General features: G+C 66.5%; 16 protein-coding genes. 11 read left to right on the top strand and 5 right to left on the bottom strand.

Translation table 11 applies throughout. The features are described from left to right. Window positions 1-83 precede the first annotated feature (83 nt). On the top strand, window positions 84-1,010 hold the full coding sequence (locus LDZ27_RS23625; protein ID WP_244817535.1) for a sensor domain-containing diguanylate cyclase: 927 nt from the start codon (window positions 84-86) through the stop codon (window positions 1,008-1,010). Window positions 1,011-1,024: 14 nt separating this feature from the next. Here the strand turns inward: LDZ27_RS23625 and LDZ27_RS23630 are convergent, their stop codons facing one another. From LDZ27_RS23630 to LDZ27_RS23640, 3 genes are all read right to left on the bottom strand, one after another. After that, a complete protein-coding gene (locus LDZ27_RS23630; protein WP_244817536.1) occupies window positions 1,025-1,366 on the bottom strand; it encodes a hypothetical protein in 342 nt (113 codons plus the stop codon). Window positions 1,367-1,472: 106 nt separating this feature from the next. Beyond that, window positions 1,473-2,486, bottom strand: coding sequence for an NAD(P)-dependent alcohol dehydrogenase (locus tag LDZ27_RS23635; RefSeq protein WP_244817537.1), 1,014 nt, complete (start codon window positions 2,484-2,486; stop codon window positions 1,473-1,475). A gap of 111 nt (window positions 2,487-2,597) precedes the next feature. Further along, window positions 2,598-3,602, bottom strand: a complete 1,005-nt coding sequence (locus tag LDZ27_RS23640; RefSeq protein WP_244817538.1) for an aldo/keto reductase — start codon at window positions 3,600-3,602, stop codon at window positions 2,598-2,600. A 600-nt stretch (window positions 3,603-4,202) separates the two neighbouring features. On the opposite strand from LDZ27_RS23640, the gene LDZ27_RS23645 reads away from it, so the two are divergent. After that, entirely contained in the window at window positions 4,203-5,777 is a 1,575-nt protein-coding gene (locus tag LDZ27_RS23645) for a catalase (protein WP_244817539.1), read from the top strand. A 66-nt stretch (window positions 5,778-5,843) separates the two neighbouring features. Here the strand turns inward: LDZ27_RS23645 and LDZ27_RS23650 are convergent, their stop codons facing one another. After that, window positions 5,844-6,818 carry a GlxA family transcriptional regulator gene (locus tag LDZ27_RS23650; protein WP_244817540.1) on the bottom strand — a complete coding sequence of 325 codons (975 nt, stop codon included), beginning with the start codon at window positions 6,816-6,818 and terminating at the stop codon, window positions 5,844-5,846. Between the two features lie 103 nt (window positions 6,819-6,921). Here LDZ27_RS23650 and LDZ27_RS23655 point away from each other — a divergent pair, with 103 nt between their 5' ends. Then, window positions 6,922-7,617 (top strand): GNAT family N-acetyltransferase, encoded by a 696-nt coding sequence (locus tag LDZ27_RS23655; protein WP_244817541.1) that lies wholly within the window; start codon window positions 6,922-6,924, stop codon window positions 7,615-7,617. Between the two features lie 10 nt (window positions 7,618-7,627). On the opposite strand, the gene LDZ27_RS23660 is transcribed toward LDZ27_RS23655, so the two are convergent. After that, complete coding sequence (locus tag LDZ27_RS23660) at window positions 7,628-7,903, bottom strand: GlpM family protein (protein ID WP_244817542.1); 276 nt, start codon at window positions 7,901-7,903, stop codon at window positions 7,628-7,630. Between the two features lie 341 nt (window positions 7,904-8,244). Here LDZ27_RS23660 and LDZ27_RS23665 point away from each other — a divergent pair, with 341 nt between their 5' ends. From LDZ27_RS23665 to LDZ27_RS23695, 8 genes are all read left to right on the top strand, one after another. Then, window positions 8,245-10,620: a bifunctional diguanylate cyclase/phosphodiesterase gene (locus tag LDZ27_RS23665; protein WP_244817543.1), complete on the top strand. Its 2,376-nt coding sequence runs from the start codon at window positions 8,245-8,247 to the stop codon at window positions 10,618-10,620. Window positions 10,621-10,643: 23 nt separating this feature from the next. Further along, window positions 10,644-10,991: a hypothetical protein gene (locus LDZ27_RS23670; protein WP_244817544.1), complete on the top strand. Its 348-nt coding sequence runs from the start codon at window positions 10,644-10,646 to the stop codon at window positions 10,989-10,991. Between the two features lie 48 nt (window positions 10,992-11,039). Beyond that, window positions 11,040-11,174 carry a hypothetical protein gene (locus tag LDZ27_RS28890; RefSeq protein WP_255751462.1) on the top strand — a complete coding sequence of 45 codons (135 nt, stop codon included), beginning with the start codon at window positions 11,040-11,042 and terminating at the stop codon, window positions 11,172-11,174. 69 nt (window positions 11,175-11,243) lie between these two features. Then, on the top strand, window positions 11,244-12,779 hold the full coding sequence (locus LDZ27_RS23675) for a hypothetical protein (protein WP_244817545.1): 1,536 nt from the start codon (window positions 11,244-11,246) through the stop codon (window positions 12,777-12,779). Between the two features lie 57 nt (window positions 12,780-12,836). Beyond that, window positions 12,837-13,709, top strand: coding sequence for a FecR domain-containing protein (locus LDZ27_RS23680; protein WP_244817546.1), 873 nt, complete (start codon window positions 12,837-12,839; stop codon window positions 13,707-13,709). Then, a complete protein-coding gene (locus tag LDZ27_RS23685; RefSeq protein WP_244817547.1) occupies window positions 13,706-14,584 on the top strand; it encodes a DUF3365 domain-containing protein in 879 nt (292 codons plus the stop codon). The genes LDZ27_RS23680 and LDZ27_RS23685 overlap by 4 nt, the downstream gene beginning before the upstream one ends. A gap of 16 nt (window positions 14,585-14,600) precedes the next feature. Beyond that, a complete protein-coding gene (locus tag LDZ27_RS23690; protein WP_244817548.1) occupies window positions 14,601-15,959 on the top strand; it encodes a serine/threonine-protein kinase in 1,359 nt (452 codons plus the stop codon). A gap of 41 nt (window positions 15,960-16,000) precedes the next feature. Next, a complete protein-coding gene (locus tag LDZ27_RS23695; RefSeq protein ID WP_244817549.1) occupies window positions 16,001-16,837 on the top strand; it encodes a PP2C family serine/threonine-protein phosphatase in 837 nt (278 codons plus the stop codon). The last annotated feature ends 85 nt before the right edge of the window (window positions 16,838-16,922 follow it).

Genomic DNA, 16,922 nt, shown 5'->3' on the forward strand with positions numbered 1-16,922 from the left:
CGCATGGGGATGCGGAAACGTTAAAATATGATGCAGTTCTGCCGGCGCAGCCCGGCATCCGGAACCTCGATCATTCACGACCGATGCTCGTCCCCATTCAACCAGCCAACGAAAGCGAGCGCATCGCGGCGCTGCGATCGCTCAACATTCTCGACACGCCGCCGGAAGAGCGGTTCGACCGCCTGACGCGGCTCGCGAAGCGCGTGTTCGGCGTGCCGATCGCGCTCGTGAGTCTCGTCGACGAGAACCGCCAGTGGTTCAAGTCGTGCAACGGGCTAAAGACCCGCGAGACGTCGCGCGACGTGTCGTTCTGCGCGCACGCCATCGTCGGCAGCGACGTGCTGATCGTCCCCGATGCGCGCGCCGACTTCCGGTTCCACGACAATCCGCTCGTGGTCGGGCAGCCGTTCATCCGCTTCTATGCGGGCTATCCGCTCGGCCTGCCCAATGGCGAGAAGCTCGGCACGCTCTGTCTCATCGACGAGAAGCCGCGCGCGTTCGGCGAGGAAGAGCGCCGGCTTCTGCGCGATCTCGGGCGCATGGCCGAACAGGAGATCGCCGCGCTGCAACTCGCGACCATCGACGAACTGACGCTGCTTTCGAACCGGCGCGGCTTCGAGGCGCTGGCGCAGCACGCGCTCAACGTCTGCAAGCGGCTCGCGCGGCCCGCCACGCTGCTCGTCTTCGATCTCACCGGCTTTCGCGCGATCAACGACACCTACGGGCACGCCGAGGGCGATCGCGCGCTGCAGACCTTCTCCGAAGCGTTACGGGAGGTGTTCGATGAAAGCGACGTGATCGCGCGGCTCGGCGGCGACGAGTTCGGCGTGCTGCTCACCGATGCGGGCCTGACAGAAACCGAGGCGCTCGTCGAGCGCGTGCGTGCGGCGGTCGGCGAGCGCGAGGCGCGTGTGCACCGGGGGTATCGCATCGAGTTCGCGGCAACGCACACGCCGTTCGATCCGGCGAGCCATCGCGCCGTGGCGGATCTGCTCCCCGAAGAGGATTGAAGGGCGGCAGGACTTTACTTCGCGCCGGTCCCGGATGCGCCGGAATGTCCGGCTTGTCCGCGCTGGTGCGCCTCTTCGTCGCGCTTGAGCTGCGCGGGCGGCGTGCCGGTCTGCGTCGCGGCGCCCTGCCCGCCCTGCGGACTCGCGCCCTGACCGCTCTGGCCCGACTGCCCGCCGCGCACGCCGACGCCTTCGTTGCGCTGCTGGTTGCCCGGCGTCGCCTGCGCCAGAACGAGCGTTCCGCCTGCCGCGCCGCGCGTGGTGTCGTCGGCGTGCGCGGCTGTCGGGATCATCGTGGCTACCGCGCTCGCTGCCGACAGCATCAGGGCGAAACTGGTTATGCGTTTGCTTGTCATGGCGTGCTCCTTTCTGGTCGACTCATGGGATTGAGCCGACCCTGCAATGCACATGCCACGTTTTCGGAAGCGGACTACCGCGTGCGTCACCACGCGTCACCGCATGTCACCATTCCACGCAGACCTTGCCCAGATGCGCGCCGCTTTCCTGATGCCGGAACGCATCGGCGAGGGCATCGAAGGGAAATGTCCGGTCGATGACGGGCCGCACGCCGCCCTGCTCCAGCGCGCGCACGTACTCCTGCTGCTGCCGCCGGCTGCCGACGATGAGACCCTGCAGCCGCGCCTGCCGCGCCATCAGAAGCGCAGTCGGCACGGTGCCTTCGCGTCCGGTCAGCACGCCGATGAGCGAGATATGCCCGCCCACGCGCACCGCTTCGATGGACTGCGCGAGCGTGCCCGGCCCGCCGACCTCGATAACGTGATCGACGCCGCGCCCGCCCGTCAGTTCGCGCACCTTGCCGGCCCACTTCTCGTGCGTCCGATAGTTGACGACATCGTCGGCGCCGAGCGCGCTCACGCGCGCGAGCTTCTCGTCCGAGGAGGATGTGACGATCACCCGCGCGCCCATCATCTTGCCGATCTGCAACGCCGCGATCGACACGCCGCCCGTGCCGAGCGCGAGCACCGTGTCGCCGGCCTTCAGCGCGCCGTCCACGACGAGCGCGCGCCAGGCGGTGAGGCCCGCCGTCGTGATGGTCGCGGCTTCGGCATGGCTCCAGCCGCGCGGCGCATGCGTGAACGCGCCCGCCGCGCAGACGACGTGCATCGTCGCCATGCCGTCGATGCCGTCGCCCGGCGTGCCCGCGAAGTTGCCGACCTCGGCCTGCGGCAGGCCATCCGGCCATTGCGGAAAGAAGCACGACACGACGTGGTCGCCCGGGCGGAATTCGCTCACGCCCTCGCCGACGGCTTCGACGACGCCCGCGCCGTCGGCCATCGGGATACGGCCATCGGCGGTCGGGCTCTTGCCGCTCACCACGAGCAGATCGTGAAAATTGAGCGAGGTCGCGTGCAGCGCGACGCGAATCTGGCCCGGACCCGGCTGGCCGGGATCGGGAACGTCGCGGATTTCGAGCTTGTCCAGTCCGCCCGGCGCGCGGACCACGAATGCCTTCATGAAAATCTCCTTCGCCGCGCTGCGGCTTTCGATTAGCGGTGATGCCGCGCGCTTTCCCGCATCGCGCAGACCGAGCGAGCCTTGCAACTCGCGGACCCGCCCGGCGGCGTTTCAGTGCGTCTCGCTGTCGAGATGCGCCATTTGCGCGGCCGCGTAGCGGTCGCCGGCCGCGGCGCCCTTTGGCACGGCCGCTTCGATCGCGGCGAGGTCGTTCGCATCGAGCGTCACGTCGAGCGCGCCGAGCGATTCGTTCAGGCGTTCCCGCCGCCGCGCGCCGATGAGCGGAACGATATCGTCGCCCTGCGCGAGCACCCACGCAATCGCGATCTGCGCGACGCTCGCGCCTTTTGCCTGCGCGATTTTTGCGAGCGCATCGACGAGCGCGAGATTGCGTTCGACGTTGCCTTGCTGAAAGCGCGGACTGTGCGCGCGCCAGTCGCCCGACTGCGCGGAATCCTTCGTCCAGTGTCCGCTGATGAGTCCGCGCGACAGCACGCCATACGCGGTGATGCCGATGCCATGCGCGCGGCACGCCGGCAAGATCGCGTCCTCGATGCCGCGCGAGATCAGCGAATACTCGATCTGGAGGTCGCAGACGGGATGCACGGCGGCGGCTTTTGCGATCGTCGCCGCGCCCACTTCCGAAAGGCCGACGTGACGCACATAGCCCGCCCGGATCATGTCGGCGATGGCGCCGACGGTGTCCTCGATCGGCACCTTCGGATCGAGCCGCGCGGGTCGATAGATGTCGATATGGTCGACGTTGAGACGCTGCAACGTGTAGGCGAGAAAGTTCCTGACGGCGTTGGGCCGCGCATCGTAATCGGTCCAGTTGCCTGCCGGGTCGCGCATGCCGCCGAACTTCACGCTCAGGATCGCATGATCGCGGCGCGAGGGCGGCGCGCTCTTCAACGCTTCGCCGATCAGCATCTCGTTGTGGCCCATGCCGTAGAAGTCGCCGGTATCGAGCAGCGTGACGCCCGCCTCCAGCGCCGCGTGAATGGTGGCGATGCTCTCGGCGCGATCGGACGGCCCGTACATGCCCGACATCCCCATGCAGCCGAGGCCGATGATCGACGATTGCGGACCGGTTGCGCCCAGTCGACGTTGTTTCATGTTCGCTCCTTTGGGAGGGTGTTCATTGAGGCTTCGAATTCGCAATAAGCGGGCCGAACGATATGCAACGCCTTAGCTATCCAGGTCTCGTTTTGATGATCGGAACAGCCGAATAACAAAACTCCCACCGAAAGCATGAACTGGCCATCCGCCTGCGGATTCCAGACCGCATTCTGTTTTCCTCTCAGGAGAGTTACCCGAATGCATGTATCCCTGACTCTCGTCGCATATTCATTTCGTTATGCGTTTTTGAGGCATCTGCTTTGAAAACGCTCACAAATCGATGAGACAGTCCAGCATACAACTACATAAGCGACAGGCGACCAAGCCTACACATTTCGACAGCAAGCAAACGGGCGTAACGGGCCGCGCCGAATGCGCCTTATCCAGGCCCTCACGCACCCATTGCATCCCTCCCGACTTGCGCCTTAACTATAAAGACACACCGACGCGCGATCATCGACGAATCTTCGACACGCGTCGCCTTCGAACGGAATCGAAAAAACGGTATGCAGTTTGCTGTACCGAACGCCGGTGCGCCGCGGGATGCGCCGGCGCCCAACGTCAACTATGAAGCTGGCACGGAGCAAGGAGCACGTTATGAGCGAAAAACAAGTACTGACCACGCGACAGGGACACCCTGTCGAGGATAACCAGAGTTTGCGCACCGTCGGCGAACGCGGGCCTGCGACGCTCGAAAACTATCCGTTCATTGAAAAGATCACGCACTTCGACCGCGAACGGATTCCCGAACGCGTCGTGCATGCGCGCGGCACGGCGGCGCACGGTTATTTCGAGGCTTACGGCAAAATCGGCGACGAATCCGCGGAGAAATACACGCGCGCGAAAGTGCTAACGAAAGCCGGCGTAAAGACGCCAGTCTTTTTGCGCTTCTCCACGGTAATCGGCGGAAAGGAATCGCCCGAGACGGCGCGCGATCCGCGCGGCTTCGCGATCAAGTTCTATACCGAAGACGGCAATTGGGATCTCGTCGGCAATAATCTCAAGATTTTCTTCATTCGCGATGCGATCAAGTTTCCCGACATGATCCACGCATTCAAGCCCGATCCCGTGTCGAACCGGCAGGAAGCGTGGCGCTTCTATGACTTCATCGCGCATCATCCAGAATCGCTGCACATGGTCACATGGGTGAAAAGTCCGTGGGGCATTCCCGCCGACTATCGCCACATGGAAGGTTCGAGCGTCAACACGTACAAGCTCGTGAACGATCAGGGCGAAGCGGTGCTCGTCAAGTTCTCCTTCCAGCCGAAGCTCGGCGTGAAGAACTTGACGTCCGAGCAGGCGGCCGAGATTCAGGCGCGCGATGTCGGCCATGCCACGCGCGATCTCTACGATGCCATCGAACGCGGCGACTATCCCGAATGGGAAATGTGCGTGCAGATCATGTCCGACGACGCGCATCCCGAACTGGACTTCGATCCGCTCGACGACACCAAGCGCTGGCCCGAGGACACGTTCCCGCTGTTGCCGGTAGGCCGTCTCGTGCTGAACGCGAATCCGAAGAACGTCTTCGCGGAAACGGAGCAGTCGGCATTCGGCACCGGCGTGCTGGTGGACGGCATCGACTTCTCGGACGACAAGATGCTGCAAGGACGAACGCTATCGTATTCGGATACGCAGCGGTATCGAGTGGGGCCGAACTATCTGCAATTGCCGGTCAACGCGCCGAAGAACGGCGCGCGCACCAATCAGCGCGACGGACAAATGGCCTATTACGTGGACAACGCGGGCGAGAATCCGCATGTGAACTACGAGCCGAGCATGATCGGCGGACTCGAGGAAGCGCCCAAGAAGGAGCACGACTATCACCAGTGGGTCGAAGGTCATCTCGGGCGCTATCAGACTTCGCGCACGCAGGACGACTACCGGCAGGCGGGCGAACGCTACCGCAGCTTCGAGGACTGGGAGCGCGACGATCTCATCGCGAATCTCGTCGCCGACATGAAGGCTTGCCCGAAACCCATCGCGTTGCGCATGGTCTGGCATTTCTGGCATTGCGACCCGGACTACGGCACGCGCGTCGCGCAAGGCGCGGGCATCGATCTCGAAGAGGCGAAGAAGCTGCCGCCGCTCGAAGGCAAGCCCGCGCCGAGCGAGCGTCGGGAAACACCGGTCTATACGAGCAACGAGCCGGAAAACGCGACCGCTCGATAAGCGCGGTTTAGCGTCATACAAGCCGTCGGCGCGGCGTTCATCCGTCGCGCCGATGCGCTCCCGTCCTCAATCATCGCTGGCGCCGCCGCGTATCTCGCGCACGCCGCGTCCCAGACGCCGGCGCAATAGCGTGCGCAGCGTCGCGCCGTCCGCATAGCCGACTTGCATCGCGATGGCATCGACGCCGAGCCGGCTCGTGCGCAGCAGATGCACCGCGCGCTCCACGCGAAGGTCCTGAAAATACGCAAGCGGCGATTTGCCCAGCACGGCTTCGATGCGCCGCTGCAAGGTTCGTCCGCTGGTGGCGAGCGTTTTTGCTGCGGCGTCGAGCGAGAAGCCTTCCGCGAGACGGCCGCGCGCCCAGCGCTCGAAGCGTTCGACGAGCGGATCGGCGCGAGCCAGATGCGCGGGGATCATGTAAGGCGCCTGCGAAGGCCGCGGGTCCACGAGCAAATAGCGCGCGACGGTGGACGCGATATCCGGGCTTGCCTGATTGATGAGCCACAGCGCGAGATCGAGATGGCCCATCGCGGCGCCCGCCGTCGCGATGTCGCCGGAAGGCACGAGCATCCGCGTGCTGTCCAGCCGAACCTGCGGATACCGCTGCCGGAAGAGCGGCGCGAGCCACCAGCTCGTGGTCGCCTCGCGCCCGTCGAGCAAGCCGGCCTCCGCCAGCACGAACGTGCCGATGCACGCCGCCGCGACCTTCACGCCGCCTGCATGGCGCTCGTTGACGAGCGCCATCGCGTCGGCCATGTCGCGGCGCGCGAGGGCCGGCAAGAGTTGCTCCGGCATCTTGGTGCCGGGCGCCGGCACGACGAGCCAGTCCGAATCGCGCATCGCGGCGAGCGGTTCGACAGGCACACGCATGCCGAGCGCCGTCCGAACTTCGCGACGCACGCCGATCACCTCAACGTCGAAGTGCGGGCGCGCGCCGCGCGCGTCGATGCCCGCGAGTTCGTTCGCGGTGTTGAACGCATCGAGCACGGTGCAAAGCGCGGTATCGAACACGCCGTCGAGGGCGAGAACCGTCAGTCGCATGGCGTAAATGACCCCCAAAGTTGGCATTCGCGACAATAGTACCCGCGCCACGCGCCGTCTACAGTAACGACGATGCTCGAATCCCACTCAACCGGACGACGCCATGCCCGCCTTTCCCTCTCCGCTCGATCAACCCATCTGGACCGCGCTCGCCACGCAGCAAGCGCACCTCGGCGCGGGCGATGCGCTCGCGCGCCGCTATCTCGCCGATGTCGCGCCGTTCGCCGCCGTCGCATGCGAGACCGAGGCCGCGTGGCAGGCGCTGCATCGGTTGTTGATGCCGGGGGAACAGGTCGTCGTCTTATCCGCCGATGCGCCCGCCGTGACCGATGCGCTGCAGGCGACGCATATCGGCACGATTCATCAGATGGTGGCGACGCGCGAAGCGCCCGCGCGCATCGAAGAAAGCGGTTTCGTCACGCTCGGCGCGGCGGATTCGCCCGACATGCTGGCGCTCGTCGCGCGCACGCAGCCCGGCCCGTTCGGCAAGCGGACGCACGAAATGGGCAGCTACATAGGGCTGCGCGACGCGGGGCGGCTCGTCGCGATGGCGGGCGAGCGCATGAAGATGAGCGGCTACGTGGAAATCAGCGGCGTCTGCGTGGACGACGCGTGGCGCAATCGCGGCATCGCGGGGCGGCTCGTCAGCGTGCTGCGGCGGCAAATCGAAGCGCGCGGCGACACCGCGTTCCTGCACGTCTTCGGCCACAATCACGCCGCCATCGCGGTGTACGAACGTCTCGGCTTCGCGTTGCGCCGGACCTTCGCGCTCACGCGCATCGCGCGCCGCGACGCGTGAGCGCGCGCGGCTACAGGAAGCGCGGCGCGAGAAAGATCGTCAACGCGACGACGAGCCACGCGGCCAGTCCGCCGAGAATGGCGAGCCGATAGTCGACGTAATGCGTGAGCACGTAGCACGCGCCGAGAAAGACGAGGTACGCGGGGATGGTTCGCGCACCGGAAAGGCACGCGGTCCGAAAGCCGTCCGCGTCGCCTTTCGAGCCTACGGCGATGAGCGCGATGATCGCGAACGTGGGCACGAGCGGCAGGATGCCGGGCAGCACGTTGCCTCGCCTGGATGCCATTGTGATGAGCGCGGTTACGAGACCGCCGACCAGAGCCTTCCACAAAACGTCCATCGGATTCCCGCCGCTGCCGCTTCGAAAAACGGCGATTATAGGGAAACGCGGGCAAAGGCGCCGCGCCCGCAAGACGCGACTATGCCTCGCCTCCGCGTGTCCAGTGTCGCGCACGAGGCGTCGCAAGTTAGCGACATGAAAGAACGGTACGCCGAGCCGCCCTACAGCGCCACACCGCCGCCCGCCCTAAAGCTTCCCCGCCGATGCGTCGTAAACACGCTTGAATCCATCGCGCGGCCGGTACCCGAATCCGCGTTCATCGAAAAAATTCCCGCATCAAGACGTCAATGCTCCACCACGCCTCGCCCGCTTCGCCCGATCCGCTGCGCGGCCACCCGACACAGGGAGATGCGCGTTCGGAGCTACGCTTCCCGCAGAATCAGGGCTTCCTCGCGTTCTTTCTTGCGCTTCGCGCGCGAGGCGCGGCGCTCCCGCTCACGAGCATCGCGCAGCATGCGCTGGCGGCGCTCGGCGCTTATGTCGCCGTGTTCTTCGCCCTCGCGGCGATTTCGCGCGAAGCCGCGTTCGGGGTCGCCGCGGCGGCTGCCGCGATGGTTCTCGTGCTCGGGCTGCGCCACGCGCAGCAGGCCGCCGCGCGCGCGAAAGCGACCGGCGCGCTCGCCAAGGCCCTGCTCGATGCGAACCGCGAGTGCCTCAAGCTGCTCGATTCGAACGGCCGCATGGTCCGCATTTCCGAGTACGGCGCGCAGTTGATGCACGCGGCCAACCCGGAGGCGCTCGCGGGCGCCGACTGGCTCGGCTTCTGGTCAGGCGACGACGCACGCGCCGCGCGCACCGCGCTCGAAGGCGCGCTCGCCGGCTCGCGCACCGCGTTCACCGCCGCATGCCCGACGACGGCAGGCATCCCGAAGGTATGGGAGTCGCGCCTCATTCCGATCGACGACGGCAAGGGCGGCGTCTTTGGCGTGCTGTGCGCGTCGCTCGACGTGACCGCGGAGGCGGCGCTCATCGCCGATCTGCGCGCGAAAGATGCGCTCATGTCGGAAATGGAAGCGCACGTCAGCCTGTGCTTCTACTCGTACAGCGCGGATTTCAGCTTCTTTCATCACGTGAGCGCGGGCTGCGCGTCCGTGTTCGGGCTGGACGCCGCGTCGCTCAGAAAGCGCCCGCAGGCGTGGATGGACCTCGTGCTTGCGGATGACCGGCCGCATGTCGAGGCGGCGATGCGCCTCATCGCGGAAAATGCGACGGGCGGACGCATGCAGTACCGCATTCGCAGGCCGGGCGGTGACGTGCGCTGGATTCGCAGCACCGGCTATCCCGTCATCGACGAGGGCGGCAAGGTCGCGCGCATCGTTGGCATCAGCGAGGACATCACCGCGGAACACGAACGGCTCGCGGAACTGGACCGCCTTGCGTTCTCCGATTCGCTGACGGGTCTCGCCAATCGCGGCGCGCTCGTGCGCAGGATCGAGGAACGCTGCGCGCAGAGCGAGGCGTTCGCGCTGATGTTCATCGATCTCGACCGCTTCAAGGTGCTGAACGACACGCTCGGCCACACCGCCGCCGACCGCCTGCTGCGCTCGCTCAGCGAAACGATCAGCGCCACGCTGCCCGCCGATGCGTTCCTCGCGCGTCTCGGCGGCGACGAATTCGCGGTGCTGGTCGAGGGCGCCGAAGACAAGGAACGGCTCGCGCAGATCGCGAGGAACATCCTCGGCGCGCTTCTCGGAACGCGCCAGAGCGCGGGGCTGCGCGCGTTCGTGACCGCGTCGATCGGCATCTCGGTGTATCCGGAAAATGGCGCGGACCCCGAAACGCTTCTCACGAGCGCCGATATCGCGATGTACGCCGCGAAAAAGGCCGGGCGCAACGGCTTTCGCTTCGCGGACAAGGATGCGACGGAACGCATCGTCGATTTCGAGCTCGAACGCGATCTGCCCGCCGCGCTCGCGAACAACCAGTTCATCCTGCACTATCAGGCGATCCACGAGCCGCGCACGCTCGAAGTGCATAGCGTCGAAGCGCTGATCCGCTGGCGGCATCCGACGCGCGGCCTCGTTTCGCCGGGCGTGTTCATTCCGATTCTCGAAGAGAGCGGCTTTATCAGCGAAGTCGGCGCGTGGGTGCTCGACGACGCGCTGCGCCAGCTCGCGCAATGGCGGCGCGCGGGGGCGGTCGCGCTCGGCGTGTCGGTGAACGTGTCGGCGCGGCAGCTGCGCGATTCCGATATCGTCGATGTGGTGCGCGGCGCGTTGCGGCGGCATCAGTTGCCGGCATCGAGCCTGCAGCTCGAACTCACCGAAAGCGCGCTGATGGAGAACGCCGCGCTCGCGCAGCGCACGCTGTCGTCGCTCAAGGCGCTGGGCGTTCGCATTGCCATCGACGACTTCGGCACTGGCTATTCGAGCCTGCGCTATCTCGCGGATTTCGCGCCGGACTCGCTCAAGATCGACCGCTCGTTCGTCGCGCGCCTCGAAAACGACGACGCCACGCGCAACATCGTGTCCGGCATCATTCAGATGTCGCATGCGCTCGGCGTGAGCGTGACCGGCGAAGGCGTCGAGGAGCCCGCGCAGCTCGACCTGCTGCGCCGCGCGCAATGCGACTTCGTGCAGGGCTTCCTGTTGAGCCGGCCCGTTGCGTCCGAGCGCGTGCTCGGGCTGTCCGCGATCGCGGCGGTCGAGCGCGAGCGCGTGTAGCCGACGGACGCAGTCGCGCATTCATGTTCGGGCGGGTGCGCGCCCTTCGCGCTGTCCGCGCCATCCGCGCCATCCGCGTCTTCCGCGTCTTCCGCGTCTTCCGCGCCATCCGCGCCATCCGCGCCTTCCGCGCCTTCCGCGCCTTCCGCGCCTTCCGCGCCTTCCGCGCCTTCCGCGCCTTCCGCGCCTTCCGCGCCGTCCGCGCCGTCCGCGCCGTCCGCGCCCTTCGCGCTGTCCGCGCCGTCCGCGCCATTCGCGCCCGTCCGCGCCGTCCGCCGAACACCCGGCATCCCGCCTCTATTCCCTCGCTTCACAAAAATATTCTCCCCACCGGGCGCGGAACAAATCCGCCGCGCCCGTTGTTTTCGTAGCGAACGCAGCAGCAATCAACGCCTGCCGCGCATCCAACGGAGACAGTCATGCACCGCGCCATCTATGCCATGGATCAGAGCTTCTTCAATCTCGGCTGTTTCTATCGCGTCGATGTGCGCAGCCGCAGCGGGCGGCTCATCGAAACGCACTACGTGGAACTGAGCGACATCACCTGGTGCTGAGTGCGCGCTTCGTGACGCGTGACGAGTGACGCGTGCCGCGTTCATTCATCGAACCGCAGGGAGACCTTCATGACCTATTCGTATGCCCGGCTGCCCGACATCGTCTCTTACGAGAAATGGCTGCGCCGGACCTCGTCGCGGCTTCAGGTGCGCAGCGCCCCGCTGAAGCGCCTCGACGAACAGATTCTCTTCTACGGACGCAACCACACCGTCTATCGGTTCCACGAACTCGTGAAGGCGTTCGAGGACTGGAAGGCGTCCATCGGTCCCGGCGATGCCTGGAAGAACAGTTCGCGCAACGATTCGGATTACTTCACGCTACTCGAGCGGCAGTTGCGCGGCGAAGGCGACACCGATGCCGCGGCGGGCGCGATGGACTTCATGACGCCCGCGCTCATCAACTCGCGGCTCGGCGTGCTGTATCTCTTCGGCAACATGGAGATCGAGGACGACACCTTCCAGGTGCTGCTCGAAGGCGCGTTCGAAGTGACGAACGCGGGCCTCGGCCTCGCGCCGGAATCGAACGTGGCGGCATCGCGCGCGGGCGCCGTGCTGGACAACAGTCTCGTGCAAAAGTCGGCGTCGGTCGCGCTCGAACAGGTTCAGAAGAAGATCAAGAAGCACAAGGGACCGAAGCTCGTCGATGCGAAGGAACTCGACCGCAGCACCGTCACGCTGCCCGCGCTCGGGAGCGCGGCGCGCCGGCTCTACGATTCGATTCGCGCGAAGGTCGAGGAAGCCGCGAAGAAGCTCTGGGACATGATCCGCGAGAAGGTGGCCGACATTCGCAACGATCCGGGCGGCTTCGCGCTCGACACCGTGCCGGGACTCTTGCGCAAGCTCGTCAACGTGCTGTGCGACAAGCTGCTCGCCACCGCCGCGCCGTTCATCGGCGCGGGGCTGGACATTGCGAAGGGCATCGCCAATACGGTGGACAGCAGCATCACGAAGTATCGCGAATGGGTGGCGGGCCGCGACGTGCAAGTGCTCGCGGGACATCCGGGAACCATCATCGAGGCGATCCGGCGCGCGATGAAGCTCTCCATCGGCTCGGGCGTCTACGATCTCGTGAAGGGCGGCGCGAGCCTCGGCCTGCAGATCGGCAGCCAGGGCGCGACCGCAATCGTCGATGCCGTCGTGTCCATCGTCGAGACGCTCGCTAAGACCATCTGGAAGCTCGTCGAGATCCGGCGCATCAAGCGCTTCTGCGAACTCGCGAAAAAGCACTGGCAGGCGCGCCTGGAACGCGACGCGCTGCACACGCGCCCGATCGCCTTCAATAGCTGGTACAAGCGCTATGCCGTGTCGATACCGGCGCTCTCCGTGCTCACGCTGAACTCGGGAATCTGCGGCGACAAGATGCATTTTCTGGCGATGTTCAAGGACGACGCGACGGTCATCAGCGAGTCGCAGTTCGCATCGGGCTGCCGGTACATCGACAGCCTCAAGGTCTGGGGCACCGAGTATCTGAACGATTCGGGCTTCACCTTCAAGTCGAAGGACCCGATGATCCAGGGCTTGCTCAAGTTCGCCGTGAGCCACACCGAAGAGCAGACCTGGGCGCTCGCGTTCCGCAAGGTCGTTCTCGGTTTTCTCAACGCCTAGCGAGACACGACGATGAACGCCCGCGCTTCCCTGCGATGGCTTCGATTCTGCGCACCGATGGCGCTCGCATGCGCGGTCCACGCCGCACAAGCCACCGAAGCCGCCCACGCGACGCTGCTGCCCGAAGGCCCCGTCACGCTGATCCGCGCCACGACGGTCTATGAAGTCGATGCGCCTTTGGCGCTCGAACCGGGCGATCTGCTCGCGACGGGCCCGCACGCGAGCGCGCAGATCGAATGCGACGACGGCTCCATCGCCGCGCTCGCCGCCGATACGCGCGTGGGCATCGATGCGACGGCCGGCGCGTGCGGTTCGCTGTCGCTGCTTTCCGGCTGGATCAAGGTCGCGCGCATGCACGCGGCGCCGGGGGCGTGGCCGATCGATACGGCGGCGTGGCGCGCGGCGGTTTCGGAAGGCTCGGCCGTCGTCCATACGGATATGAACGCGGTGTCGCTCTTTCTGGAGAACGGCAGCGTCGCGCTGACGCTCTCCGGGCGCGGGCGTGAGCCGCAGCTTCTCTCGGGCGAGCGCTACCTGCAACGCTCGCCCGCCGATGCCGCCAGGCCGCTCGATACGGCGCCACGCCCCGCGCCGGATTTCATCGCCGCGATGCCGCTGCCGTTTCGCGATCCGCTCGGCTCCATCGCGCGGCGCGTCGTGTCGAAGGAAAAGGCGCCGGCAGCGGGCCGCACTGCGTCGTATGCGGATGTCGGCGACTGGCTGATCTCTCCGCTTGCCCTGCGCGGCACGTTCGTCGCGCGGTTTCGCCCGCTCGCTCAGGCGCAGCCTTTCCGCGCGCAAGTGCGGGCGCATCTGCGCGAGCTTCCGGAATGGCGGCGCGTGCTCTGCCCGCCTGCTCCGCCGCAGCGCCGTCCCAAGATCACACCCGCTGCACCGATCGAATCGAACGCCTCCGAGGACCAATCATGAGACTGTCGCTTGCCGTCAAGTTCAACCTCGTCTTTCTGGCCGTGTTCGTGATCGGCTTCGTGTCGGCGGGACTGGCCGCGCGGGAGTTGCTGCGCCGCGCCGCCATCGACGAAACCGTGCAGAACGCGCGCGTGCTCATGGAAGCGGCGAGCGCGTCGCAGAACTACACCGCGACGCAGATCACGCCGCTCTTGCAGACGCAGCTCAAATATGGCTTCGTGCCGCAATCCGTGCCCGCGTTTTCCGCGGTCGAGACGCTGATGGCGCTCGAAAAGCATCTGTCCGGCTACGCGTATCGCTCGACGATGCTCAATCCCACGAACCCGCGCGACCGGCCATCCGACTGGGAAACCGACGTCATCCGTCATCTGCACGACAAGCCCGAGCTGAAGGAAGTCGTCGGCCTGCGCGATACGCCGACGGGCAAGACGCTCTATATCGCGCGCCCGAACCGCATAACCGATGCGGCGTGCATGGAATGCCACAGCGTGCCGTCGCGCGCGCCGCGCACGCTCATCGACAAGTACGGCCCCGACAACGGCTTCAACTGGGCGATGCACGAAGTGATCGGCGCGGACTTCGTCTCGGTGCCGATGGCGCTGCCGGTCGCGCGCAGCGACGCGTTGCTGCGCACGTTCCTCGTTTCGCTGCTCGGCGTGTTCGTGCTGCTGCTCGTCGCGCTCAACGTGATGGTGCATCTGCTCGTCACGCGCCGCATCCGCGCCCTCTCGCGCGCCGCCGATCAGGCGAGCCTCGGCCAGCTCGACGACGCCACCTTCAGCGAACGCGGCCGCGACGAGATCGCTTCGCTCGCGGCGTCGTTCGCGCGCATGAAGACGAGTCTCGTCGAAGCGTTCCGAATGATCGAAGCTTAACGCCCGCCATGACGCCATGACCGAACCGTCCTTGACCACGCTCGGCAAGTACCGCATCGGCGAGACGCTCGGCGCGGGCGCGATGGGCATCGTCTATCGCGCGTTCGATCCGCATATCGCGCGGCACGTCGCCATCAAGACGGTGCGGCGCGAACTGCTGGAAAACGGCGAACGCGCGAGTCTCATCGCGCGTTTTCGGAACGAGGCGCAGGCTGCGGGACGGCTCGCGCATCCGAATATCGTCGGCGTGTACGACTACGGCGAAACCGACGACACCGCGTATATCGTGATGGAACTCGTGAGCGGGCGCAGCCTCAAAAGCGTGCTCGAAGGCGGCCGCATTCCGGACCTCGCCGCCGCGCTCGAGTGGTTCGCGCAGTTGCTCGCGGCGCTCGGCTTCGCGCACGAACGCGGCGTGATTCATCGCGACGTGAAGCCGGCCAACTTGCTGATCGACGCCGATGGCCGGCTCAAGGTGACGGACTTCGGCATTGCGCATGTGGAATCGTCGGCGCTCACGATGGTCGGCGCAATGATCGGCACGCCCGGTTATATGTCGCCGGAGCAGTTTTCAGGCGACGCCGTCGATGCGCGCTCCGATCTCTTCTCGGCGGCGGTCGTCCTCTATCAGATGTTGGCGGGACAGCGCGCGTTCGCGGGCGCGTCGCAGGCCGCGGTGATGCAGCAGGTCATGCACGAGACGCCGCGCGCGCCGTCGGCGTGCAATCCCGCGTTGCCGCCCGCGTTCGATGCGGTGCTGATGCGCGCGCTCGGCAAGGCGCGCGCGTCGCGCTTTCCGAACGCAGCCGCATTCGGCGATGCGATTCGCGAAGCGGCAGGCGCGGCAGGCACGGCATCGGGCCGCGACGACGACCGCACCGTGCTTGAAGCGCGTGCTTCGAATCTCGCGCCTTCGTCGCATGGCTCGCTGCCTTCGCTGAGCGCGTGGCCGGACAACACGCTCGGGCAAATCGAAGCGTGTCTTGCCGCGCAGATCGGCCCGGTCGCCCGCCTGCTCGTCGCGCGGTGCGCGCAGCGCGCGACGGATATCGGCGCGCTAATCGCGTTGATCGCGCCGAGCATTCCGTCGGAGAAAGGCCGGGCGCAGTTCATCGCGGCGTTTCGAAACGACGCCTCTCTCACCGGTCCGCTCGCGAGCCACTCCCCGCCGGACGCTCGCACTTCGCTCGCAGCGGACGAAGTGCACGCGGCGGCGCGCAAGCTCGCCGTCTATCTCGGGCCGATCGCGGGCATCATCGCGAAGCGGGAAGCCCCACGCGCCGCGAGCATCGGCGCGCTGCACGAAAGACTCGCGGCGGCGATCTCCGATACACGGGACCGCGAGCGCTTCGCGCGCGACGTCGGCCTGCGCTGATGACCCCTCACTCGCACCGCGCCGACGATGGAGACCGCCGCATGAACCGCCATCCTTCGCACGCGTGCGCGCCCGTTCGTCTCGATAGCTGCGTCGCATCCGGCGCGACCGATGCGGGGCGCGTGCGGCGGGAGAATCAGGATCGCTTCGTGTTCGATCCGCGCGCGAAGGTCATCGCGGTGGCAGACGGCATGGGCGGCCACGCGTTCGGCGCACGCGCTGCGGCACTCGCGCTGGAACGCATCGCGGCATCGCTGACGCGCGCGGTGGATGCGCTGCGGCCATCGTCCCTCGATGCCACGCTCGCCGACGACCCCGACGCGACCGTGTTCGACGCATCGCTCAATGCGGCCCGCGTGCTCACGAACGCGCTCGACGACGCCAACGCGACGCTTTACGCGCTCAATCGTGGCGAACGCATCGACGCGCACCGGTCGATGGGAACGACCGTCACCGGCATCTGGCTGCCGCCCGGCTTGGGCGTGCTCTTTGCGTTTCATGTCGGCGACAGCCGCCTGTACCGTCTGCGCGACGGCGCACTCACGCAACTCACGCGCGATCAAACGCTCTTCCAGCATGCGCTGGAGACGGGCGACGTCGAACACTTGCCGCCGCGCAACGTCCTGTTGCAGGCGCTCGGTCCGGAGCCGTCGATTGCGCCGGAGGTCGCGGCGCATGCGTGGCGGCCCGGCGACCGTTACCTTCTGTGCAGCGACGGGCTTCACGGCGAAGTGCCGCATCACGAGATCGAGCGCACGCTCGCGCAGATGTCGTCGCGTGATCTGGATGCGGCTTGCGGGCGGCTTATCGAGCTTGCATGCGAAGCGGGCGGCAAGGACAACGTGACGGCGGTGATCGTGTGCTTCGAGGGGCGGTGAAGAGGGCCGTTGCCCTGCTTCTATTGAAGATGCCGGATGCGGCTTGACGGCGTCTATGACAACGTAACGGCGGTATTCGCCTGCG

It is taken from the genome of Caballeronia sp. Lep1P3 (assembly GCF_022879595.1).
Classification (GTDB): domain Bacteria; phylum Pseudomonadota; class Gammaproteobacteria; order Burkholderiales; family Burkholderiaceae; genus Caballeronia.

What these genes read in the sequence shown, in the direction of transcription:
- LDZ27_RS23625 (WP_244817535.1), top strand. Translation starts at nt 84, where the DNA reads ATGCTCGTCCCCATTCAACCAGCCAACGAAAGCGAGCGCATCGCGGCG.
- LDZ27_RS23630 (WP_244817536.1), bottom strand. Translation starts at nt 1,366, where the DNA reads ATGACAAGCAAACGCATAACCAGTTTCGCCCTGATGCTGTCGGCAGCG.
- LDZ27_RS23635 (WP_244817537.1), bottom strand. Translation starts at nt 2,486, where the DNA reads ATGAAGGCATTCGTGGTCCGCGCGCCGGGCGGACTGGACAAGCTCGAA.
- LDZ27_RS23640 (WP_244817538.1), bottom strand. Translation starts at nt 3,602, where the DNA reads ATGAAACAACGTCGACTGGGCGCAACCGGTCCGCAATCGTCGATCATC.
- LDZ27_RS23645 (WP_244817539.1), top strand. Translation starts at nt 4,203, where the DNA reads ATGAGCGAAAAACAAGTACTGACCACGCGACAGGGACACCCTGTCGAG.
- LDZ27_RS23650 (WP_244817540.1), bottom strand. Translation starts at nt 6,818, where the DNA reads ATGCGACTGACGGTTCTCGCCCTCGACGGCGTGTTCGATACCGCGCTT.
- LDZ27_RS23655 (WP_244817541.1), top strand. Translation starts at nt 6,922, where the DNA reads ATGCCCGCCTTTCCCTCTCCGCTCGATCAACCCATCTGGACCGCGCTC.
- LDZ27_RS23660 (WP_244817542.1), bottom strand. Translation starts at nt 7,903, where the DNA reads ATGGCATCCAGGCGAGGCAACGTGCTGCCCGGCATCCTGCCGCTCGTG.
- LDZ27_RS23665 (WP_244817543.1), top strand. Translation starts at nt 8,245, where the DNA reads ATGCTCCACCACGCCTCGCCCGCTTCGCCCGATCCGCTGCGCGGCCAC.
- LDZ27_RS23670 (WP_244817544.1), top strand. Translation starts at nt 10,644, where the DNA reads ATGTTCGGGCGGGTGCGCGCCCTTCGCGCTGTCCGCGCCATCCGCGCC.
- LDZ27_RS28890 (WP_255751462.1), top strand. Translation starts at nt 11,040, where the DNA reads ATGCACCGCGCCATCTATGCCATGGATCAGAGCTTCTTCAATCTCGGC.
- LDZ27_RS23675 (WP_244817545.1), top strand. Translation starts at nt 11,244, where the DNA reads ATGACCTATTCGTATGCCCGGCTGCCCGACATCGTCTCTTACGAGAAA.
- LDZ27_RS23680 (WP_244817546.1), top strand. Translation starts at nt 12,837, where the DNA reads ATGGCGCTCGCATGCGCGGTCCACGCCGCACAAGCCACCGAAGCCGCC.
- LDZ27_RS23685 (WP_244817547.1), top strand. Translation starts at nt 13,706, where the DNA reads ATGAGACTGTCGCTTGCCGTCAAGTTCAACCTCGTCTTTCTGGCCGTG.
- LDZ27_RS23690 (WP_244817548.1), top strand. Translation starts at nt 14,601, where the DNA reads ATGACCGAACCGTCCTTGACCACGCTCGGCAAGTACCGCATCGGCGAG.
- LDZ27_RS23695 (WP_244817549.1), top strand. Translation starts at nt 16,001, where the DNA reads ATGAACCGCCATCCTTCGCACGCGTGCGCGCCCGTTCGTCTCGATAGC.